General features: G+C 68.8%; 21 protein-coding genes and 1 pseudogene. 7 read left to right on the forward strand and 15 right to left on the reverse strand.

The annotated features are described in order from the left end of the window. Nucleotides 1-2: 2 nt before the first annotated feature. Nucleotides 3-242 carry a hypothetical protein gene (locus tag FXN61_RS07055; protein WP_167971403.1) on the forward strand — a complete coding sequence of 80 codons (240 nt, stop codon included), beginning with the start codon at nt 3-5 and terminating at the stop codon, nt 240-242. Here FXN61_RS07055 and FXN61_RS07060 read toward each other — a convergent pair. From FXN61_RS07060 to FXN61_RS07085, 6 genes are read right to left on the reverse strand one after another with little or no spacing between them, the layout of a single operon-like run. After that, a complete protein-coding gene (locus FXN61_RS07060) occupies nt 230-1,375 on the reverse strand; it encodes a lipid-transfer protein (RefSeq protein ID WP_167971405.1) in 1,146 nt (381 codons plus the stop codon). The genes FXN61_RS07055 and FXN61_RS07060 overlap by 13 nt on opposite strands. Then, nucleotides 1,372-1,755, reverse strand: a complete 384-nt coding sequence (locus FXN61_RS07065) for a MaoC family dehydratase (protein ID WP_167971407.1) — start codon at nt 1,753-1,755, stop codon at nt 1,372-1,374. Before FXN61_RS07065 ends, FXN61_RS07060 begins: the two co-directional genes overlap by 4 nt. Next, complete coding sequence (locus tag FXN61_RS07070; RefSeq protein WP_167971490.1) at nt 1,742-2,626, reverse strand: bifunctional MaoC family dehydratase N-terminal/OB-fold nucleic acid binding domain-containing protein; 885 nt, start codon at nt 2,624-2,626, stop codon at nt 1,742-1,744. The genes FXN61_RS07065 and FXN61_RS07070 overlap by 14 nt, the downstream gene beginning before the upstream one ends. Next, nucleotides 2,626-3,753 carry an acyl-CoA dehydrogenase family protein gene (locus FXN61_RS07075; RefSeq protein ID WP_167971409.1) on the reverse strand — a complete coding sequence of 376 codons (1,128 nt, stop codon included), beginning with the start codon at nt 3,751-3,753 and terminating at the stop codon, nt 2,626-2,628. Before FXN61_RS07075 ends, FXN61_RS07070 begins: the two co-directional genes overlap by 1 nt. Then, nucleotides 3,743-4,732 (reverse strand): acyl-CoA dehydrogenase family protein, encoded by a 990-nt coding sequence (locus FXN61_RS07080; protein ID WP_167971411.1) that lies wholly within the window; start codon nt 4,730-4,732, stop codon nt 3,743-3,745. The genes FXN61_RS07075 and FXN61_RS07080 overlap by 11 nt, the downstream gene beginning before the upstream one ends. Then, a complete protein-coding gene (locus FXN61_RS07085) occupies nt 4,732-6,639 on the reverse strand; it encodes an acyl-CoA dehydrogenase family protein (protein ID WP_167971413.1) in 1,908 nt (635 codons plus the stop codon). Before FXN61_RS07085 ends, FXN61_RS07080 begins: the two co-directional genes overlap by 1 nt. A gap of 159 nt (nt 6,640-6,798) precedes the next feature. Between FXN61_RS07085 and kstR the strand changes: the two genes are divergently transcribed. Continuing rightward, a complete protein-coding gene (gene kstR, locus FXN61_RS07090; protein WP_246290918.1) occupies nt 6,799-7,374 on the forward strand; it encodes a cholesterol catabolism transcriptional regulator KstR in 576 nt (191 codons plus the stop codon). A gap of 246 nt (nt 7,375-7,620) precedes the next feature. Next, on the forward strand, nt 7,621-8,019 hold the full coding sequence (locus tag FXN61_RS07095; protein WP_167971417.1) for a hypothetical protein: 399 nt from the start codon (nt 7,621-7,623) through the stop codon (nt 8,017-8,019). Here FXN61_RS07095 and FXN61_RS07100 read toward each other — a convergent pair whose 3' ends face one another. From FXN61_RS07100 to FXN61_RS55125, 4 genes are all read right to left on the reverse strand, one after another. Further along, nucleotides 8,020-9,561 (reverse strand): SPFH domain-containing protein, encoded by a 1,542-nt coding sequence (locus FXN61_RS07100; protein ID WP_167971419.1) that lies wholly within the window; start codon nt 9,559-9,561, stop codon nt 8,020-8,022. Beyond that, on the reverse strand, nt 9,561-10,490 hold the full coding sequence (locus FXN61_RS07105; protein ID WP_167971421.1) for a TIR domain-containing protein: 930 nt from the start codon (nt 10,488-10,490) through the stop codon (nt 9,561-9,563). Before FXN61_RS07105 ends, FXN61_RS07100 begins: the two co-directional genes overlap by 1 nt. 111 nt (nt 10,491-10,601) lie before the next feature. Beyond that, nucleotides 10,602-10,898: a DUF3303 family protein gene (locus FXN61_RS07110; protein WP_167971423.1), complete on the reverse strand. Its 297-nt coding sequence runs from the start codon at nt 10,896-10,898 to the stop codon at nt 10,602-10,604. 117 nt (nt 10,899-11,015) lie between these two features. After that, nucleotides 11,016-12,623 carry a helix-turn-helix transcriptional regulator gene (locus FXN61_RS55125; protein WP_223165330.1) on the reverse strand — a complete coding sequence of 536 codons (1,608 nt, stop codon included), beginning with the start codon at nt 12,621-12,623 and terminating at the stop codon, nt 11,016-11,018. 204 nt (nt 12,624-12,827) lie between these two features. Here FXN61_RS55125 and FXN61_RS07120 point away from each other — a divergent pair, with 204 nt between their 5' ends. From FXN61_RS07120 to FXN61_RS57085, 4 genes and pseudogenes are all read left to right on the forward strand, one after another. Continuing rightward, nucleotides 12,828-13,406 (forward strand): (2Fe-2S)-binding protein, encoded by a 579-nt coding sequence (locus tag FXN61_RS07120; protein ID WP_167971427.1) that lies wholly within the window; start codon nt 12,828-12,830, stop codon nt 13,404-13,406. Then, nucleotides 13,406-14,386, forward strand: coding sequence for an FAD binding domain-containing protein (locus FXN61_RS07125; RefSeq protein WP_167971429.1), 981 nt, complete (start codon nt 13,406-13,408; stop codon nt 14,384-14,386). Before FXN61_RS07120 ends, FXN61_RS07125 begins: the two co-directional genes overlap by 1 nt. Then, nucleotides 14,383-15,114, forward strand: coding sequence for a xanthine dehydrogenase family protein molybdopterin-binding subunit (locus FXN61_RS57080; protein WP_167971431.1), 732 nt, complete (start codon nt 14,383-14,385; stop codon nt 15,112-15,114). Before FXN61_RS07125 ends, FXN61_RS57080 begins: the two co-directional genes overlap by 4 nt. 44 nt (nt 15,115-15,158) lie before the next feature. Further along, a pseudogene (locus tag FXN61_RS57085) lies at nt 15,159-16,352 on the forward strand (xanthine dehydrogenase family protein molybdopterin-binding subunit); the annotation flags it as partial. Between the two features lie 202 nt (nt 16,353-16,554). Here the strand turns inward: FXN61_RS57085 and FXN61_RS51605 are convergent. The 5 genes from FXN61_RS51605 to FXN61_RS07155 are packed head-to-tail and all read right to left on the reverse strand — an operon-like array spanning nt 16,555 to nt 21,641. Next, nucleotides 16,555-17,922 carry a cellulose binding domain-containing protein gene (locus FXN61_RS51605; protein ID WP_167971433.1) on the reverse strand — a complete coding sequence of 456 codons (1,368 nt, stop codon included), beginning with the start codon at nt 17,920-17,922 and terminating at the stop codon, nt 16,555-16,557. Next, nucleotides 17,907-19,310, reverse strand: a complete 1,404-nt coding sequence (locus FXN61_RS07140; RefSeq protein ID WP_167971435.1) for a beta-N-acetylhexosaminidase — start codon at nt 19,308-19,310, stop codon at nt 17,907-17,909. The genes FXN61_RS51605 and FXN61_RS07140 overlap by 16 nt, the downstream gene beginning before the upstream one ends. Then, a complete protein-coding gene (locus FXN61_RS07145; protein ID WP_167971437.1) occupies nt 19,307-20,128 on the reverse strand; it encodes a carbohydrate ABC transporter permease in 822 nt (273 codons plus the stop codon). The genes FXN61_RS07140 and FXN61_RS07145 overlap by 4 nt, the downstream gene beginning before the upstream one ends. Further along, nucleotides 20,125-21,069 (reverse strand): carbohydrate ABC transporter permease, encoded by a 945-nt coding sequence (locus FXN61_RS07150; protein ID WP_188134775.1) that lies wholly within the window; start codon nt 21,067-21,069, stop codon nt 20,125-20,127. The genes FXN61_RS07145 and FXN61_RS07150 overlap by 4 nt, the downstream gene beginning before the upstream one ends. Then, on the reverse strand, nt 21,066-21,641 hold the full coding sequence (locus FXN61_RS07155; protein ID WP_167971367.1) for an extracellular solute-binding protein: 576 nt from the start codon (nt 21,639-21,641) through the stop codon (nt 21,066-21,068). The genes FXN61_RS07150 and FXN61_RS07155 overlap by 4 nt, the downstream gene beginning before the upstream one ends. Nucleotides 21,642-21,652 lie beyond the last annotated feature (11 nt).

A 21,652-nucleotide genomic window follows, 5' to 3' on the forward strand; every position in this document is an offset into this window, starting at 1 on the left:
CTGTGAACACCGTTCCTGAGTGGTACAACCCACTCGAGCTCACGCATGAGGTCTACCGCCTTCTGCTGGACAAGGGCCTCCCGGTCGAACGAAGCGGAGACCTCGACGCCGCCGTCGAAGGCGCGGGCATGATCCTCCGCTATCTCGGTCTCGAACCTGTCGTCCCCGCGGCGACCGAGGAGTACCGCAGGCTGGACCACGACGGACACCTCGCCTACAACCGGCGCGTTCACGGAGACTGACCGAGGACCAGCCCGCTGGTCGGGACGCCGGTACCGGCGGTGACCAGGACGTGTTCCACGTTCGCCACCTGGTTCACCGCGGTGCCGCGCACCTGGCGCACGGCCTCCGCGATGCCGTTCATCCCGTGCAGGTAGGCCTCGCCGAGCTGTCCGCCGTGCGGGTTGAGCGGCAGCGAACCGTCCAGTTCCAGCGCACCGGACGCCACGAAGTCCTTGGCCTCGCCCCTGCCGCAGAAGCCCAGTTCTTCGAGTTGAACCAGCACGAACGGCGTGAAGTGGTCGTAGAGCACGGCGACGTCCACATCGGATGGACCGATGCCCGACCTCTCCCACAACCCGCGCGCCACCACGCCCATCTCGGGGAGCCTCGTCAGGTCGTCGCGGTAGTAGCTGGTCATCGTGAACTGGTCGGCGCCACTGCCCTGCGTTGCGGCCTTGACGTGCGCGGGCTTGTTCGGCAGGTCACGGGCACGTTCCGCCGAGGTCACCACCAACGCGACACCGCCGTCGGTTTCCTGGCAGCAGTCGAGCAGCCGCAACGGTTCGGAGATCCAGCGGGACGCCTGGTGGTCGTCGAGCGTGATCGGCCTGTTGTGGAACCACGCGTGCGGGTTCGTGGCGGCGTGCTTGCGGTCGACCACCGCGATGCGGCCGAAGTCCTCCGAAGTCGCGCCGTACTCGTGCATGTACCGGCGGGCGAACATGGCGACCATCGCGGCCGGCGTGCCCAGTCCCATCGGGTACGACCAGCTGTTGTCGATGTTCGCGGCGGCCGCGGTCTGCACCTGGCCGAAACGGTGTCCAGAGCGTTCGTTGAACGCCCGGTAGCAGACGACGACCTTCGCCATGCCGGTTTCGACCGCCATCGCGGCCTGCTGCACGGTCGCGCACGCCGCCCCGCCGCCGTAGTGCACGCGGCTGAAGAACGTCAGCTCCGGGATGCCCAGCTCGCGGGCGACCGCGATCTCGGCGTTGGTGTCCATGGTGAAGCTGACGAGTCCGTCCACATCGGACGGTTCGAGACCGGCGTCGTCCAGCGCCGCGCGTGCTGCTTCTGCGGCGAGCTGCAGCTCACTGCGACCGGAGTCCTTGGAGAAGTCCGTCGCGCCGATTCCAGCGATCGCGGCGTTCACGCGGGCACCTCGATCTTCACGGTTCCGGTGACGTGATCACCGTGGTCGGTCCTGCCGACCACCTCGATGGTCAGGTCCTGCTCCTCACGTTCGATCACCTGACCGAAGAACTTCAGCGTGTCGTAGGCGTAGCAGGGCGCGCCGAGCCTGATGTTCACCTGGCGCACCAACGCTTCCGGACCCGCCCAGTCCGTGACGTACCGCTGCACCAGCCCGGTCGTCGTGAGGATGTTGATGAAGATGTCCTTCGACCCGCGCTGGATCGCCAGGTCGCGGTCGTGGTGGACGTCCTGGAAGTCGCGCGTGGCCAGCGCGGTGCTGATCACGAACGTGGGCGTGGCCTCGACGTGCCACTCCGGCAGGGAATCACCGATCCGCACGGGGCCTCCAGCTCGGCATCGTCAGTTCCTCGTCGACCTTCGTGAACACGACCTCGACCGGCAGGCCGATGCTCGGTTCACCCTCCAGCTCGCCGAGCATCCGCACGCCCTCGTCCAGTTCGACCAGGGCGATCACGAACGGCGTCTGCTTGCCGGGCACCTGCGGGTGGTGGTGCACGACGTAGCTGTAGACCACGCCGCGACCGTCCGAGACGAGGTACTTCGGTTTCGTCGCACCGCATTCCGGGCACATCGGGCCAGGCGGGTGCCTGAGCAGCCCGCAGCCGCCGCACCGCTGGATGCGCAGTTCCTCGTTGCGACAGCCTTCCCAGAAGTACTCGGTGTCGCGGTTGATCGCGGGCCGGATGGCCTGTGCCTTCGGCACTTCCGGCCGGGGCGCAGGTTTCTCCGCCGGACGGAACTTCAGCACCCGGAACCGCATCTCGGCCACCGGCTCGTCACCGACGTACCAGGTGCTCCTGGTCGTGACGAACCAGCCTTCGCCCAGCGCGGTCTTCTTCGGCCCTGTCACGTCCTCCAGGCTCGTCGTCACCGACACGTGCTCGCCGACCTTGAGATAGCGGTGGTAGGTCTGGTCGCTGTTGGTGGCGACAACGGACGTGAACCCCGCCTCGTCCAGGATCTTCATCATCGCGCCGAGCGGGTCGTCCAGGGTGCGCTGGCCGTGCAGACCGGCCATCGTCCACACCTGCACCATCGCGGGCGGCGCGACCTCGGTGTAACCGGGGTGCTGGTCGCCGATGGCCTCCAGCCAGTTGTTGATCATCGGCAGGTTGACCGGGTCCCGCGCCAGCCGTGGCGCCGACTCGCCCTGCTCGGCGATGCGCGCGGCCTCCTTCTCGACGTCGATCATCGCACCACCCGTGGCAGGCCGAGCCCGATGTTCGCGATCAGCTCGCGCTGGATCTCGTTCACTCCCCCGCCGAAGGTCAGCACGAGGTTGCGCCGTGCCTGCACGTCCAGCCACTTCGTCAGTTCCGCATCAGCGCCGTGGCGTCCGACGAGCTCCTCGAGCAGCCTGCCGATGCGCTGGGTCCGGTCCGCGGCGAACACCTTGGTGGCACTCGCATCGGCGACTTCGACCTCACCGCCGGCGACCTGCCAGTTGAGCAGCTCGTTCACGCGGTGCACCGCTCGTGCTTCGGCCAACGCTCGCTGCACGTCCGGCTCGTCGAGGAGCTTGCGGTCCGCGGCCCAGCGGTGGACCCGTTCCAGCAGTGCGCCGATCCGTCCGGACGGGCCGAGCATCACGCGCTCGTGGTTGAGCTGGGTGGTGATCAGCCGCCAGCCCTTGTTCTCCTCGCCGACCCGCATGCCTTCCGGGACGCGGACGTCGTTGTAGTAGGTGGCGTTGACGTGGTGCGCGCCGTCGCAGGTGATGATCGGCGTCCACGAGTAGCCGGGGTCTTTCGTGTCGACGATCAGGATCGTGATGCCCTTGTGCCGCGAGTCCGGGGCTCCGGTGCGGCAGGCCAGCCACACGTAGTCGGCGTCGTGCCCGCCCGTCGTGAACGTCTTCTGCCCGTTGACGACGTAGTGATCGTTTTCCAGGACCGCCTTGGTGCGCAACGCGGCCAGGTCCGTGCCCGCGTCCGGTTCGGTGTAGCCGATGGCGAAGTGGATGTCGCCTTGGAGGATGCGCGGCAGGAAGAACTCCTTCTGCTCCTGCGTCCCGAACGCCTGCAGCGTCGGCCCGACCGTCTGCAGCGTCACGTACGGCAGCGGGACGTCCGCGCGGGCGGCCTCGTTGACGAAGATCTGCTGCTCGATCGGCCCGAACCCGAGGCCGCCGTACTCCTTCGGCCACCCGACGCCGAGCCTGCCGTCGCGGCCGAGCCTGCGCACCAGCTCGCGGTAGGTGTCGCCGTGCCGTTCGGTCAGCATCGCCTCGCGTTCCCCGGCGGACATGAGGTTCGCGAAGTACTCGCGCAGCTCGTCCCGCAGCTTGCGTTGCTCTGCGGTGAGGTCAATGAACATCGATGGCCCCCAAGCGGTGCTCCACTCCGCCGACGAACCGCGTCAGCTCCTTGGCCATGCCGTAGTACCGGTGCATCGGATAGGTGATGTCGAGACCGAGCCCGCCGTGCAGGTGGTGACACGTGTGGACGGCCGGCAGCGCTTCGGCCGCGAGCCAGTAGGCGGCCGTGTCGAGGTCGTTGTCGTCGAGGCTCCAGCAGGCGGACAGGGCGGCCAGGTGGAGCGTGCGGGCGGCGACGTAGACGTCCGCGACCTGACACGCCGCCGCCTGGAAGGTCGCCAGCGGTTTGCCGAACTGGTGACGCGTCCCGAGATGTCGCACGGTGAGGTCGAGGGCGCCGGCCAGCACGCCGTCCGCGACCGCGCAAGCCCCGGCCAGGGCAAATCGGCGAAGACCTTCCGCCGCGCCTTCCTGCAAGGCTTCGCCGTAGGCCTCCGTGAGCTGCACGGAACTGTCCGAAATGGACGAACCCGGTTGTGCCGGGTCGACCACCACCACGACCGATCCCTGGTCGGTCGTGGCGGTGACGAGGATGCGGTGCGCTGACGCGGCATGCGGGACGTTGATCTTCTCGCCGGACACGACGTACCCACTGCCCTCCCGTCGCGCTGTCGTGGCGGGTTTCGGGGGAAAGGGTGTCGATGGTTCGCTCAGCGCCGCCGTGAGCACCCCGTGCTGCTCTGTGACCAGCGGCAGCAACGCGTCCTGCTGTCCCGGGGTTCCGTAACGGACGATCGGCAGCACGCCAAGCGCCAGCGTGGCCAGCGCCGGAACGTCCACCGCCTTGCGCCCGACCTCGGTGAGCAGCACGGCCGTCTCCAGCACGCCGAGCCCGTCACCGCCGAGCCGTTCCGGAACGGCCAGGGCCAGCAATCCCGTCTCCCCCAAGGCCTTCCAGGGGGTGTCGCTCTCCCTGCCCAGCACGTCGGCCGCCAGCGCGGCGATCTCCCGCTGGGCCTCGTCGAGCTTGAAATCCATCAAGACTCCCTCGGTAGACCGAGAATTCGTTCACCGGCGAGGTTCATCAGCACCTGCGTCGTGCCGCCCGCGATGCTCAGGCACCGCGTGAGCAGGAACTCGTGGATCAGCTCGTTGCCGACGGCTCCGTCCGGTCCGAGCAGCTCGACCGCGAACTCCGCGACGTCCTGCCGTTGCCGCACCCCGGCCAGCTTGCGGACGCTGGACTCCGCGCCCGGCTCCTGCCCGTTCAGCACCCGCAGGCTCGCCCGCAGGTCCAGCACCGACACCGCGAGCCCTTCCGCCACCAGGGCGCCCAGCCGTTCCGGATGTTCAGCGGTAGCCGGATGGTGCAGCACCTGTTCCAGGGCGTCACCGAGCGACGAGCCACGCCCCATCGCGACACGCTCGTTGGCGAGGGTGGTCCTGGCCAGCCGCCAGCCGTCGTTCACCGCGCCGACCACGCAGTCGTCCGGCACGAACACGTCGTCCAGGAAGACCTCGTTGAACCGCGCGTCACCGGTGATCTCCCGCAACGGCCGGATGTCGACACCGGACGCGCGCATGTCGACCAGGAAGTACGTGATGCCCTTGTGCTTGGGCACAGAAGAGTCCGTGCGGGCGAGGCAGATCGCCCAGTCGGCCTGGTGCGCGAGCGACGTCCACACCTTCTGCCCGGTCAGCCGCCAGCCGCCGTCGACCTTGACGGCCTTGGTGCGCAACGACGCCAGGTCCGATCCGGCTTCGGGCTCGCTGAACAGCTGGCACCAGGTGATCTCGCCGCGAAGTGTCGGGCGCACGAACCGTTCCTGCTGCTCCGGAGTGCCGTGACGGAGGATCGTCGGCCCGGCCCAGCCGCCGATCACCAGGTCCGGCCTGCGCACCCCGGCACGGGCGAACTCGTCGTCGATCACCATCTGCCGCGCCGGTCCGGCGTCCAGCCCGTACGGGCTCGGCCAGTGCGGCACGAGGAAACCGCTGTCCGCCAGCCGTTCTCGCTGCTCGCCCGGTTCCAGCGCGGCGATCCCCTCCGCGAACGCCCTGACCTCGAGATCTGGCTCGACCTGGACGTGGTGGGACCGGCGCACCCCGGTCAGCGCCAGCTCCGCGACCCGCCGCCGCCATCGCGCGACACCACCCGCGAGCTGCTGCAGTGCCAGCGCCCGGCGCAGGTAGCGATGCGCGTCGTGTTCCCAGGTGAAGCCGATGCCGCCCAGCACCTGGATGCAGTCCTTGGCGTTGCGGGCCGCAGCGTCGAACGCGACAGCCGCCGCGACCGCCGCCGCCAGCGGATGCTCGTCCTCACCAGCCGAACGGGCCGCGTCCCACGCGACCGAACTCGCCTGCTCTGCGCGGCACAGCATCTCCACACACAGGTGCTTCACGGCCTGGAACGACCCGATGACACGCCCGAACTGCTGACGCTGTTTCGCGTACTCGACAGCGGTGTTCAGGCACCACGCCGCGACCCCGCTCGCCTCGGCGGCCATCAGCGTGACCGCGAGGTCCGTCGGATCGGCGACCACCTCACCAGGTGCGTTGACCACCACCGACCCGAGCGAACGAGACAGGTCAACGGGTTCGAGCTCGGTCACCGACACCTGATCGGCCGGCACGAGCATCCAGGAGTCCGTTCGCACCAGCAGATGCGTGGCCTCGGCGGCGCCCACCACGTGCCGCGGCGAAAACCCGAACCCCGCGATCCCGTCGAAGCCGGGGAACAGCACCGAGACCAGCGCCGTCGGCAGCAACGGCCCCGGCACGAGGTTCTCCGCCGCCCGCTCCAGCATCACCGCGAGATCGGCGACCGTGCCGCCCTCTCGCGTCACTTCGAAGAACCCGACCCGGACGAGATCGCCCCACTCGCCCTTGGCCGCGTCCACGCTGTCCCGCAACGCTCGTTGTTCCCCGGTCGTGGCGATCGGCATGCGGCCTCCTCCAGTACGTGAAGAAGTTTATAGAACGTGTTCTATTTCCGGCAACAGATCATGGCCGGGAAACCTATCGAGTACGATGGAGGGGCAGCTGCAACACGTTTCAGGAGGATCATCTCCGTGTCACCTTCGAAGTCGCGCACGGACGCGCTCATGGCAGGCGAGGAGCTCAGCTCCGTCGCCCAGCGCGAACGGCGCAAGCGGATCGTCGACGCGACCATCGCGCTGGCGTCCAAGGGCGGGTTCGACGCCGTCCAGATGCGCGCCGTCGCGGACAGGGCGGACGTCGCGCTGGGCACGTTGTACCGCTACTTCCCGTCGAAGGTCCACCTGCTCGTGTCGAGCCTCGCCGTCGAACTGGAGCGCGCCCAGGAAAAGATGGACCGCACCACCGTCCCCGGCGACAGCCCCTACGAGCGCGTGCTGTTCGTGCTCGGCCGCATCACCAGGGGCCTGCAGCGCAACCCGCACCTCACCGAGGCGATGACCCGCGCGTTCACCTTCGCCGACGCCTCCGCGGGCGCCGAGGTCGACCGCGTCGCGTGGCTCATGGAGAGCATGTTCACCCGCGCGATGAGCGACGAGGACCCGACCGACGAGCAGAAGGCCATCGCGCGCGTCATCGGCGACGTGTGGCTGTCGAACCTGGTCGCCTGGGTCACCCGCCGCGCGACGGCCACCGACGTCGCGAACCGCCTCGAGCTCACCGTCCGCCTGCTGCTGAAGTAGCAACGGCCCTACCCTGGGCGGGTGCAGCGGATCCGCGTGTTCCTGTCGTCGCCGGGCGACCAGCACGTCACTGCCGGAGAACGGCCACATGTCGTAGGCGTTCCAAATCCGGCCGAACGGGCCGGTGAAGGCCAGGAAGGCCGCGCGCATGGCCCCGTTGTGGCGTCTGATCGTCCTCGGGAATGACGCGCGCGTCACTCCGGCGAATGATGCGAGCGCACCGGTGGCCGCAATAACGTCTGTCCTATGAAGACGCTCGTGGTCCTCGCCGTGCTGGCCGTGGTCGGCGCCGGGACGGTCGTCCTGGTCAACTCGTTCGGCGGCTGGAACACGCTCATCGGCAAGGCCTGGGCCATCACCTACGAGGTGTCGGCCCAGCCCGCCGAGACAGCCGTGGACGTGACGTACACCGAGTCGCCCGACCGGTACCGCAAGGAAACCCCGCAGTCGGTCACTGTCTCGAAGCCGTTGCCGTGGACGTTCGAGGTCGTGATCAACTACGGCGAGAAGGCCCAGGTCTCCGCCACGCCCAAGGGCGATCAGGTGCTGTCGTGCCGGATCCTGCTCGACGGCATCAAGGAGCTGGCCAAGGCCACCGCGGCGCCCGGTCAGAAGGTGAGCTGCGAGGCGGTGACGGGCACCTGATCACTCGCCCTTCCCCTCCTCGTCGTCCCCGGACTCCAGCTGCTGCGGCTCCTGCGGAATCCCCGCCAGCGTCTGGTTGATCATCTGCTGACCCACCAGCAACGGCATGGCGCCGTTGGCCGCGTTGGAGTCCATGATCACGCCAGGGGTCTTGAAGTCCTTGAGCTTGTCCAGCGACTCGATCAGCACCTCTGCCTGCGGCCCGAGCAGCTTGACCCTGGCCGCGGTCTCCGCCACCGGGACCTCGGCCCGTTCCTTCTCCGTGTCGATCCTGGTGCTCTCGATCTTCTTCTCGAGCTTGGCGTTCTCCAGCTCGTGCAGCAGCGTCTCCCGCTTGTCGCGCTGCTCGGCCTTCCGGCGCCGGCGGGCGTCGAGCTCGGGGTCCTCGCACTCGAAGTCGCTCAGCGTCGTGCGGCCGGCCTCGACACCCCACTCGTTGAGCGCCTCGGCGACCTTCGACTCCAGCTCCATGCGCACCTCGTTGAGGCCCTCGATGAACTGCAGCACCTCGTACTCGGAGGCGCAGCTCTCGAAGTAGCCCTTCACCGTGCGGCCGAGCACGCGTTCGACGAACCGCTGCACGGGCGCGGGGCTCTGGACGTCGCCGAGGCCCGTCATGTCGCGGTCCTCGCCGAACCGGCGCACCAGGCGCGGCGCCGCCTTGGCCGGGATGCGGATGATCTGGGTCATCGTGAACAGCAGCCGGTTGCCCTCGACGTTGGCGACGATCTGGTCCAGCGCGGCGTCGTAGCGGTCCGCGGACTTGGTGTCCCTGCGTTGCCATTCCAGCGTCAGCTCACGGGTCGGGATGATCACCACGCGGGCGAACCACGGGTTGATGCGGTAGAGGCCGCCGTGCGACAGGGTTTCGGCCTGGGCGCCGCGCCGGCCGCCGTTCTCCAGGAACTCCCAGGGCTTCTGGAAGCTCGCGTGGCCTGGCACGAGTGGGCCGACGGTGTTGTCGTCCTCGTCCGGTGACTCGCCCTCCTTGGCGATGACGACTCCGGTGGCGCCTTCCGGAATGCTGATGTCCATCAGGTCGGACCGGGTGAGCTCGTACTTCTCCTCGTCTCCCAGCGTGTCCACCGTGAGAACCTCGAACAGCGACGGGTTGATGTCGTAGTAGGCACCGCCGGGCAGCACCATGGGCTGCTTGCCCATCTGCCCGCCGCGCAACAGGAACTTCCTGCCGTCCTGGAAGTGGTCGCAGTCGATGTGCCGGCACAGCGAACGTTCGACCGGGGCAACAGCGCCGGCCTTCGCGATGACGAGTCCGATGGTCCCGGTCGGGACGTAGGTCCGCTCGACGGGCTTGACGCGGTAGAGCAGCGGTGGCAACAGGTAGCGGCGATCGGCCTCCAGCGTGGCGGCCTGCACGCCCTGACCGCCGTGCACCCGCACCGGGTACTTCTCGCTCTTGAGGCTGCCGAACCGCTTGTAGACCAGGCCGATCCGGCCGGTCGGCACCGACTGGTACCCGGTCAGCGCCACCACGACTCCCGCGATGGCGGCGACCACCAGAATGACGATCAGGACGTCCATCAGCCTCTTACCCCGCTGTTCCGCAGTCGTGTGTGCACGGCCATCACCGTGTCGGCCCACTTGTCGTGCCAGCTCTCGAAGCGTTCGAGCTGGGGGTTGCGCATCGTCGGGAAGAAGCCCGGCGGGAAGAAGTCGGTGGCGACGAGTTCCTCGTACACCGGGGAAACCTCACCGCGCAGTCCCTTCCAGCCGACCGACAGGGCCAGCCCGAGGAAGTCGCGGTGGCGGCCGGGCGGTGCGCCGGGCGGCGGTCCGGGGTGCCGGGCCAGTTGCACGGCGAATCCCTGTTGTCCGTGCGAGAACTTCGACCAGACGGTGTCGATGTCGGCGAGCAACCCGACGGGCAACCTGGCGCTGTCGGTGCGGCGCAGCCACCCCTTGTCGAGTCGCTGCACGGCGTCGAGCAACAACGACGTCGTCAGAATGTCGGCGTGCGCGAACTGGCCCTCTTCCAGCGCGTGGCGCAGCTTCCGCAGGGAGGTCTCCGCGGGCACGACCGCAACGGGGACCACGGGACTCGACCTCGGCGGCGGTGCCGTGTGCCCTTCCAGGAGATCCCGCAGGTCGCCGATCTCCTGCTCGCCGGGCAACCTGCCGTCCCTGGCGTCGAAGAAACTGGTGGCGGCCAGGAGGAAGTGCCGGTGCCCGCGGAGCAGGACCGGCAGGAACGGCCGTCCGTACCGCTGGCCTTCGAGGATCTCCCGCTCGACCCACTCCGACTGCTCGGACGCGGGCGACATGATCACGATGATGGCGGGCGCCTCGGCCAGCCTGCCGCGGATCTCGCCGGGAACCCGTGCGCCCCAGCGAAGCTTGGCGTCCAGCCACACCGGGAGGTCCGCTGCCTCCAGGTGTTCGGCCAGTCGCTTCACGTACGCCGCATCAGCCTGCGTGTACGACAGGAAGAAACCGGGTGGTCCAAACAACATGCCGCAAGCTATCCGCGGTTCAACCGGTTGGGACAGACGCGGCAGCTGATTGTCCATCAATTGGCCAGTTCGCCTCACCCGCTCGGAGCAGGCGGGCGAACTGGCCGTCCTTCACGCGGTGAGCGCGGGTGCGGCCGCGAGGCCCAGGGGCCGCTCGGCGAACGCCTGCTCGGCCGCCACGGGATAGCAGTGGTTCTCGCTCGAGTCACCGAGGACGGAGTCGACCCAGCCCTGGACCGACGCCACGGAGTCCGACTCCCACAGGCAGGTCACCTCGGTGAGGTCCTGGCTGGGGTAGAACTGGAGCACCTTCACACCCTCCGGTGCTCCGTCACCCGAGATGAGCCGCTGCCCGCGCTGGAAAGCCGCTTCGGAGTTCTTGATGTGGTGGTGGACGACGATGTACATGGCGTGTGCCTCCTCGTTCTGAGTGATGACACGACGCTAGGCAGGACGGGCCCGGTCCCGCCTCGCTCGGATCAACCAACTGCGGCTGGGCGGCGTCCCCAACATTGACCACGCGCCTCAGGCGAGGTGGTGTTCGTGGGCGAACGCGCCCGCGGCCGTCCGGGACGAGACGCCGAGCTTGCCGAAGATGTTCTGCAGGTGCCGGGCCACGGTGTGCTCGCTGAGGAACAACGTCGCGGCGATCTCGCGGTTGCTGCGCCCGGTCGCGACGAGACGGAGCACGTCGATCTCGCGGTCGCTGAGTCCGTGCCGGGACCCGTGGTCTGGTGCGAGAGCCTCCACGTCCGGCCGTGCGCCGAGTGCCGTGAACGTCTCCAGCGCCGCGTGCAGCTCCAGGGCCGACGAGTCGTCGTCACCCAGCTGACTGCACGCCCGTGCGATCAGAACACGGCAACGGGCGGCGTTGTACGGCGCCTCGATCTGGTGCCAGGCCTGCCAAGCCCTGCGCGACTCGGACAGCGCCAGCCGGGGGTCGCCCAGCGCCAACGCCAGTGCGCCGTTGGCCTGCGAGGACACCGCGTGGATGGCGTCGTTGTCCTGCTGCTCCGCGATCTCGCCGAGCTCGCGGCACGCACCGGCTGCCGCGTCGAGATCCCCGGCCACCAGCATGATCTCGACGTACGCCGGCAGCAGTGCGGCACGGGGCAGTCCGCGGGACGTCTCCGCCACGACCCTGCGGACCATCGCGGCCGCCGCGGCGGATCTCCCTTGCGCCAGAAGGAGAAGCGCGTGGCCGGGTTGTGGTTCCCTGCCGAGGGAACTGGCTCTGCGGTACGCCTCCTCGGCAAGAGCGAACTCTCCGCGCAGCCGGCGCACCTCGGCTTCGTGATAGGCGGCGTCTCCGCGTGCCAGCTGGTTCAGGGCGCCTCTGGTCAGCTCCTCGCTCACCCTGCCGAGTTCCACGAGCGCGTCGTCCCAGGCTCCGCCCAGCGTCATGACCTCGGCGCGGTGCACGAGGCAAACTCCTTTGTGGGCCACCATGTTCGGCTGACGCGCGCACCACCGCGTGAGCGCCGCGGTCCACTCCTTTACCCGGCGCAGCTGGTAGACCTCGCGGCAGAAGGAGATCGTGTTGCAGTACACGATCCCAGCGACGATCGGCGAGAGCTCGCCCGAGGTGACGGCGACCATCGTCTCGTCGATCAGCCGCAGGCCGTCCGGTAGCCGCCCGAGCCGGACGAGGGCGTGCCCCTGCTCCATCATGCCGAGCGCGACGAGATCGTCGTCGCCGAAGCGTTCCCCGACCTCGACGATCTCGGCGGCCACCGCTGCCGCCTCCTCGGTCTCGCCGCTCATCAGGTGGCCCAGCATGTCCGTGATCAGCACGTAGCCGCGTTCGGCGACGTCGTGCCGCTCCCGTTCGAGCAACCGCCGCGCACGGGCGAACCAGCCTTCTGCGGGCGCGATCTGCCCGCGAAACAGCCAGCTGTGCCCGATCCAGAACGCACACCGCAGCGCACGCGCCGGCGCCCCGACTCGCAGGTGGGCCCGATGCGCCCGCTCCAGGGCGCTCACGTACTCGTCGTCCAGGCCGAGCATGTAAGCGGTCTCCGCGAACAGCTCCAGGTCCGCCGCGTCCTGGGCCGCCCCGGCCAGCGCGGCGTAGGCGTCCCGCCAGTTCGCCTCGGCGAAGCACCGGCGCCCGAGTTCGAGGTCAGGTTCCACGACCACCTCCGACCGCGCCGTCATCCTGGCACAGGTCTCCGCTTTCAGCCGGGTGAAACGACATCCCCGAGCGAACCGGACAAAACGCCGCAATACATCGGAGGTCTTTATGCCGGAACTGCTGTTGCCAGCCAGATTCGGCATGTTGGCGCCTTGACCCATCGGGTCGATACTGCTTGCGTGACCACGAGCACAGGGGGTCACATGGCTACCAGCAGGCGGCATTTCTTCGGCCAGGCGGCGGCGGTCTCGGCCGGGGTCGCGCTGACCTCGCCGGCGGTGGAGGCGATCGCGGCGGTCGACGCGCCGGGCCCCGGACTCGTCGAGGTGGCGTTCAAGGTCAACGGCGAACGCCGCAAGCTCAGTGCCGACCCTCGGGTCACGCTGCTCGACGCCCTGCGAGAACGGCTCCAGCTCACCGGCACCAAGAAGGGCTGCGACCGCGGGCAGTGCGGCGCGTGCACGGTGCACGTCGACGGCAGACGCGTGCTGTCGTGTCTCACGCTGACGGCCACCTTGCAGGGCAAGGAGGTCACCACGATCGAGGGCATCGCGGACGGCGACGAGCTGCATCCGGTGCAACGGGCGTTCATCGACCACGACGGGTTCCAGTGCGGCTTCTGCACGTCCGGTCAGATCATGTCCGCCGTCGAGGTCGTCGAGGAACGCGAGGTGCGCACCGACGACCAGATCCGGGAGGCCATGTCCGGCAACATCTGCCGGTGCGGCGCCTACCCGAACATCCTGGACGCGATCAAGCAGGCCAAGAAGGGTCGTCCCTGATGCGCGCCTTCGACTACGCGACACCGTCGACCGTCACCGACGCCCTCGATCTCGCCAAGCCGGGTTCCGCGTTCCTCGCCGGCGGCACCACGCTGGTCGACCTGATGAAGCTCGACGTCCTGACGCCGGACCGGGTGATCGACGTCAACCGCCTGCCGCTCAAGGGGATTCGGCTGAAGGAAAGCACGCTGCGGATCGGGGCGCTGGAGCGGATGAGCGACGTGGCCGCCCACCCCGTCGTCACGTCGGTGCACCCGATGATCTCCCGCGCGTTGCTGCTCAGCGCATCCGGCCAGCTGCGGAACATGGCGAGCATCGGCGGAAACCTGATGCAGCGCACGCGATGCGACTACTTCCGCGACGTGACCTCAGCGTGCAACAAACGGATTCCCGGCAGCGGCTGTCCCGCGCTGACCGGCGTCAACCGCGGCCACGCGATCCTCGGCACCAGCGACACGTCGCGCTCGCGACCCACGCCAGGCGACGTCGCCGTCGCGTTCGTCGCGCTGGAGGCGCAGGTCGTGCTGCGCGGCAAGGGCGGCGACCGGACAGTGGCTCTCGAGGACTTCTACCGGCTCCCCGGCAGCACGCCGGAACGGGAGAACGTGCTCGGACCCGGCGAACTGATCGCCGAGGTGGTCGTGCCGGTCCTGCCGTGGACCCGGCACTCGACATACCTCAAGATCCGCGACCGGCAGTCCTACGAGTTCGCGCTCACGTCCGTCGCGGCGGCGGTGAACCTCAAACGCGGTGTGGTGCAGGACGTCCGGATCGCTGCTGGCGGAGTGGGCACGAAACCGTGGCGGCTGCGGGGCGTCGAGGAGAGGCTGAAGGGTGCTGTGGCCGTGGAGAGGACGTTCGCCGAGGCCGCCGAGTCCGCTGTGGACGGAGCACGGCCGCTGGCGCACAACGCGTTCAAGACCAGTCTGCTGAAGCGCTCGATCGTGCGCGCCCTGCTCGACGCGGCGGGTGTGCGATGAGCAGCCTCGGACGTTCCGTCGACCGGGTCGACGGCCGCATCAAGGTCACCGGCACGGCGACGTACGCCGCCGACACCAAGATCCCCGGCGTCGCCTACGGCTACCTGGTCACGAGCACCATCGGCCGCGGGCAGATCACCGCGATCGACACGGCCGCGGCGCTGGCCTCCCCCGGTGTGCTGGCCGTCTACACGCCGTTCAACCCGCTGAAGCTCTTCGCCTACGTCCAGGAGCAGAACGACGAGCGCTTCCCTCCGTTGCAGGACAAGGAGGTGCGGTTCCTCGGCCAGGCCATCGGATTCGTCGTCGCCGAGACGTGGGAACAAGCCCGCGACGCCGCCGGCCTGGTCACCGCGACGTACGTGCCGCAGCCGCCGGTCACCGAGTTCCCCGGCCGCACCGTCCGGAAGTTCGAGGAATTCGAGGAAGTCGTCGCCGACGGCGTTCAGGCCCAGGGCGACATCACCTTCACCGCGAGCTACACAACGCCGTTCCAGCACCACTGCGCGATGGAACCGCACGCGACCGTCGCGACCTGGAACGGTGACCACCTGACCGTCCACACCGTGTCCCAGGGCGCGCTTCTGGTGCAACGCAGGCTGTCCGAGACGCTCGGCGTCGACCCGGCCAAGATCCACGTGCTCAGCCCGCACGTCGGCGGCGGGTTCGGCGGCAAGTGGGGCAACTGGGCACAGGTCCCGCTGGCCTGCGCGGCGTCGAGGCCCTGAGCCGGCCGGTCAAGGCGGCGCTGACCCGCGAGCAGGTGTTCACCATGGCGGGACACCGGCCGATGACCAAGCAGACGCTCACGATGACGTGCACGGCGGACGGCAAGCTCACCTCGATCGTCAACGACGGCATGACCAGCCGCGGCCTCGGCGGCAACTGGTCCGAGTCCGTGGCGAACTGGACCCTCACCACCTACGCGAGCCCGAACATCCGCACGACCAAGACGATCGTGCCGCTCAACCTCGGGGCCGCGACCGTGATGCGCGCGCCGGGCGAGGCGAACGGCTCGTTCGCGCTGGAGAGCGCGATGGACGAGCTCGCGGGGCAGCTCGGCGTCGACCCCGTCGAGATGCGGCTGCGCAACTACGCGACCCTCGTGCCCAACACCGGGAAACCGTGGTCCAGCAAGCACCTCGACGAGTGCTACCGGCTCGGTGCCGAGGAGTTCGGCTGGTCACGGCGACCGAAGACGGTCCGCGCGACCGTGGACGGCGACTGGCTCGTCGGCACCGGCATGGCCACCGCGACCTACGGCGCCTCCCGCGGCCAGGCCTCCATCAAGGTGCGACTGCACCCGGACGGCACCGCGTCCGTGTCGGGCACGGCCGCCGATCTCGGCACCGGCCAGTACACGGTGTTCGCCATCCTGGCCGCCGACGAGCTGGGCATCCCGGTGGCACGCGTGCGCCCGGAACTCGGCGACTCCACCTCCCCCGCCGCCGCCAACGCGGGCGGGTCGAACTCGACGTGCACGAACGGCCCCGCCGTCCAGGTCGCCGCGAAGGCCGTGCAGACCGAGTTGATCGCCCTGGCCGTCAGCAGCCCGCGTTCCCCGTTCCACGGCAAGGATCCCGCTTCGGTCGGGTACCGCGACGGAAGCGTCTCCAGCGGTGGCCTCACGATGAGCTTCGGCACGTTGCTCACGACGTGCGACGTCGGTGGTGTCGAAGCGATCGGCACCTCGCCCCGGCTGGTCGACCCTGAGCACGGCTACCGCTCGTTCGGCGCGCACTTCTGCGAGGTCAAGGTGCACCGGCTGACCGGCGAGCCGCGCGTGACCCGGTGGCTGTCGGTGTGCGACGCCGGCACGATCGTCAACGCGAAGGCGGCCCGCAGCCAGATCCAGGGTGCCGTGGTGATGGGCATCGGCCAGGCTTTGCTGGAGGCGACCGAGGTAGACCACGCCACCGCCCGCTTCACCAACTCCAACCTCGCCTCGTACCTCGTGCCGGTGCACGCCGACATCCCGAAGATCGACGTCCGCTTCCTGGATCGCCCCGATCCGCTGGTCAGCGGACTTGGTGCGAAGGGCATCGGTGAGCTCGGCATCGTCGGTGTGGCCGGCGCGATCGCGAACGCGTCCACCACGCGACGGGTGCCCGGGTTCGCGATCTGCCGATCACACTGGACAAACTGCTGGGCTGATCACACCCAGATGATCAGACGTTGTCGACGTGCTCCACACCGGAGCTGCGGTAGTTCTGCACCGCGGTCCTCACCTCGGCCGGGCTCAGCACCTGGTCCTTGGCGAAGTACACGTAGTCGACCTCCTGCTGGTACGCCCGCTCGGCGCTGCCGCCCTGCAGCCCTCCCGAGATGAACCACAGGTTGAAGTTGATCGACATCGGTGTCTCCGGGTAGTACTTGTCGCCGTGGTCGGCGACCTGCACGCCGTCGATGAAGTACTTCACCCGGCCGTTGGCGACCTGGAAGACCAAGTCGTGCCAGCCCGAGTAGCTGGCCCGCTGTTCGTTGTGGATGTTGTCGGCGACCCACGGCTCGTTCTGGTAGGTCTCCCAGGTCGTCTCGTACATGATGTTGGCCGGTTCACCCCAGCCGCCGTTGGGCAGGTACTCGAAGTCGATCTCGCCGTAGTTCGGGTCCATCGGCGCGTTCAGCGGGGTGATCGTGAAGAACGTCTGCACGACGTGGTCGCCGTCCGGGCCGAAGACCGGCGCGTCGCTGAACTTCACCCTGGACGCGTAGGTGCCCTCGAAGAACTTCCGCTGGTGGAACATCTCGGTCTGGCGTGCCGCGGAGCCGTTGTTCCACGAGTCGAGGCGCATGACCTTCTGGCCGTCGACGGTCGGGAACGTCACGCGCGACGGGTCCCACTCTGCGCCCGGGACACCGGGGCCGCCGCCGCCCGACCGGACGGTCCAGCCGCGCTGGCTGATCCGCGAGTCGCTGGAGCCGGTGTAGCTGAAGTCGTCGAACATCTTGGGGCCGTTGGGGTTCGGCGGCGTCGACGTGGTGGTCGTCGTGGTGGGCGGGCTTCCGCCTGGCGGGGTGCCCCACAGCAACGTGCCGCCGCGGTGGACGGTGACGCGGTTCCACGCCGAGTACGTGCTCTCGCCGCGGAACGAGTAGTCGTCGGACTGGGTGATCGGGCCCCAGTTCGTCCGGTAGAAACGCAGCTGCAGGTCGCCGGAGTCCTGACCGGGCGCCAGAGTTCCAGCGCCCGAGGTGAACCCGACCTCCAGGTAGCGGTCAGCCTGGCCGCCGGTCAGCGTCCCGAACTGGCCGGTGACGTTGCCACAACCGCGAACCGCCCACGAGCAGGCGAACCGGTAGCCGACGTCCGGGGTGTCGACGCGGAAGTAGTAGCGGATCTTCACGTCTGACAGCGGCACGCTCGTGGTGCCCGAGTTGACCAGCTTGAACCACGGTTCGACCTGGTCGGTGGTCGCACCGGACGCGCTGGTCCGGTACTGGGCGGTGATCGCGTCGGCGGCGAAGGCGTTCGGCGCGACGGCCAGCGCGGCCACTGTCAGGGCCGCGCAGGAAACGGCTATGAGTGCTCGCAAGGTTCTCTCCTCACTTCGGCAGGGATGGACAGTTCGGCGAGCCTTGATGAGTGGAGGCGCATCCGGGTGGTGAAGCCCTCCCACTCAGGGCGCTGCGACCAGAGGGTGTCGGCCAGCGCGACGAGACGGGGAAATGCCAGGTATTCCAGGTGTTCTCGTGTTCGGACGTGCTCCGTCCACAGCTGGCACTGGGCGCCGAGCACGCCGTCGGGCAGCGGCACGTGGTAGACGTCGCGGGTGGTCACGACGAACCCGGGCTGGCCAGGCGGTTCGTGCGCGCCGTCGGACCGCGGGTAGTCGAGGTAGGTGGAGGTGTGCGGGGCCATCACCACGTCCTGGCCCCGTTCCAGTGCTTTCGTCGCCTGTGTCTCGTCCTTCCACGGCATCACGACGGCGCGTGGATCACCTGTCGGTTCCCACGCCGCCGGAACACGGCCGCGGTCCAGCAGGAAACCGCCGGCCTGGCGGAGGAACTCGCCGTGCACGTCCTCCGGCATCAGGCACTCGTCACCGCCGAGGTGGACGTGCGAGCCGGGGAACACCTCCAGCACCTCGGCCAGCACCTCGCGAATGAAGCCCATCGCGTGCAGGCCGAACGCGGAATCACTGATGCCCCAACGAGTCCAGACCGGCAACCGTTGCTGGGCGAAGCCGAGGTCCGGGTAGGCGGCCAGCGCCGCGCGGGCGTGGCCGGGCATCTCGATCTCCGGCATGATCCGGATGCCCCGTTCGGCCGCGTGCGCGACGAGCCCTTCCAGCTCGCCGCGGGTGTAGGTGCCGCCGTGCGGGACGCCGTCGCCGTTGGTCTCGGTGCGCCAGCCGCCGACCGAGCTCAGCAGCGGACGGCTCGGCACCGGCATGCGCCAGCCCTGGTCGTCGGTCAGGTGCAGGTGCAGGACGTTGAGCTTGTGCAGGGCCATGAGGTCGATGAACCGGCGCACCACGTGCACCGGCTGGAAGTGCCGTGCGACGTCGAGCATGAACCCGCGCCACGGCAACCTCGGCACGTCGCGGATGTCGGCACCGGGCAACGTCCAGTCCACTTCGGACACCCTGCTCGACCTGAGTGCCTCGACCGGAAGGAGCTGACGGATCGTCTGCACCCCGTGCACCAGGCCGGCCGCGGTACCGGCGCGCAGCAGCACGCCGTGTTCGTTCACGGTCAGCGCATAACCTTCCGCGCCGAGCCCGACGAGCTTGGCGTCCAACGCCATGACGATCTGGCCGTGGTCGGCGATCGGCAACGGCAGGCCGGTGGCAGGCCTCAACAACGCCCGCAGCAGCCTGGCCGCCTGCTCGGCGCCGGGTGTGACCCGCACGCTCGTGCCGCAGTCCAGCGTGAAGCCCTTGCTGCGGCGCACGATCCTGGTCGGGAGCGGAACGATCATCCCTTCACCGCCCCTCCGACGATGCCGGTGGTCACCCGGCCCTGCAGCACGACGAAGATCAGCAGCACCGGCAGCATGAACAGCGTCGAGGCGGCCATCGTGGCGCCCCAGTCCGTGCCGAACGTGTTGTTGAACGACGACAGCCAGACCGGCAGCGTGCGGTCGTCCTGGTCCTTGATGATCAGCACGTTGGCGAAGGCGAACTCGTTCCACGCCGTGATGAAGCCGAACAGCGACGTCGCCAGCAGACCCGGCGCGAGCAGCGGGAACACCACCCGCCGGAACGCCTGCCCCCGCGAGCAGCCGTCGACCTGCGCCGCCTCCTCCAGATCCACGGGGATGGCGGCGAGGAACCCGCGCAGCGTCACGATCGTGAACGGCAGGGTCATCATGAAGTAGACGAGCGTGAGGATCCAGAGCGTGTCGAGCATGCCGGTGTCCCTGGCGATGACGTAGATCGGGATGAGCAATGCCTCCCACGGCGTCATCTGCGCGATGAACACCATCAGCACGAACGCCCTGCGCCCCTTCCACTGCAGCCGTGCGACGGCGAACGCCGCCAGCAAAGCGACCAGCAGCGCGAGGACCACCGCCCCGCCCGCGACCAGAAGACTGTTGCGCCAGAACGAGAAGAACCCGCGGGCCGCGACCGCCGTGCCGAAGTGCTCGAACGTGATCGAGGCCGGGAGGAACGTCGGCGTCGCGCTCTGGATGTCCCGCGTCGGCTTGAAGGCGGTGAGCACCATCCAGTACACGGGAAAGACCGAGACGACGAACACCAGCAACGCCGCTGTGGTGCGCGAGATCCGGCCGATCATGCTTCCCTCTCCTGCCGGTAGAGCTGGCGGAAGTACGCCAGCAGCGCGAGCACGAGCAGCACCACCATGAGCATCGACACCGCCGCGCCGAGGTCGTAGCGCTGCAACGACTGCGCGACCTGGAACGCGTAGACGGGCAACGTCGTGGTCGCCTGACCAGGACCTCCCTGGCTGATCACCCAGATCTGCACGAACGCCTTCACGACCCAGATCACCTCCAGGCACGCGATCAGGCCGAACATGGCGCGCAGCATGGGAAACGTGATGGTCGAGAACACCCGCCACGCACCGGCGCCGTCGATGCGCGCGGACTCGTACAGCTCCTGCGGCACGGTGATCATCGCCGCGTACAGCGACAGCGCGGCGAACGGGATCGACTGCCACACGATCAGCGTCACGAGGATCCCGAACGTCGCCTCGCCGTCGGCGAACCACGTGTAGTCGCGGTACTCCTCGAAGCCCATCGCCACCAACGCCCAGTTCACCACGCCGAGCCGTGACTGGAAGAGCCACTGGAACACCGTCGTGGCCGCGATGATCGGCGTCGCCCAGGTGAGCACCAGCCCGCCCATCACGAGCAGCCGCAGCCACTTCCCGAGCCTGACGAGCAGCAACGCGACCAAAGTGGACAGCACCATGATCAGCACGACGTTGATCGCGGTGAACCACAACGTCCTGCGGACCACGCTCCAGAACTCCGGGTCGGCCAGCACCCGCGCGTAGTTGGCGAGCCCGACGAACTTCGCGTCCCCGCGCACCAGCTGCGGCAGCCCGAACTCCTGCAGCGAGATGATCACGTTGCGCGCCAGCGGGTACAGCAGCAGGTACGCGGTGGCGAGCAACGTCGGCGCGATCAGCAGGTACGGCAGCACCACTCGCTTGCGGCGTCGTGGTTCGGCCGGCGCCGTCGCCTGCACCGGCCGTTCGGCCAGCAACGTCATTTGCCGGAGTTCAGCGCTTGGGTGATCACTTCGTCGGCCTTCGCGGCTGCCGCCCTGGGATCGGCTCCGGTCAGGACCGCCGTCTGGAACTCCTTGATCGGGTTGCGCGCCTCGACCGCCGCCCAGTTGGGCGAGTTCGGGGTGGCGTGCCCGTTGGCCGCGCCGACCGCCATCGCCGCGGTACCGGGGTCACCGCCGACCTCCTTGGCCAGTGACTTCCGGTTCGGCACGTAGTTCATCGCCTTCGCGAGCTCCACCTGCCACTTCTCGCCGGCGAGCGCTTTGACGACCTCGTAGGCGCCGTCCTGACGTGACGACGCCATCGGGATGATCAGATCGCTGCCGCCGGTGAACACCGCGCCGGGCTTGTCGGCGGTCTTGCCGGGGATCGGGAAGAAGCCGATCTTGCCTTCCAGCTCCGGGTTGGCCTTCGTGACGAGCTTCGCCGCGCCGGGCACCGCGATGAACTGCGCCACCTTGCCGCCCGCGACCACGTCGGTCTGCTGCGGCTTGGCCTCGTCCGAGTCCTTCGGGCCGTCGCCCAGCGCCTGCAGCTTCTTGTAGAAGTCCATGCCCGCCAACG

It is taken from the genome of Lentzea indica, assembly GCF_012184385.1.
GTDB classification, from domain to species: domain Bacteria; phylum Actinomycetota; class Actinomycetes; order Mycobacteriales; family Pseudonocardiaceae; genus Lentzea; species Lentzea indica.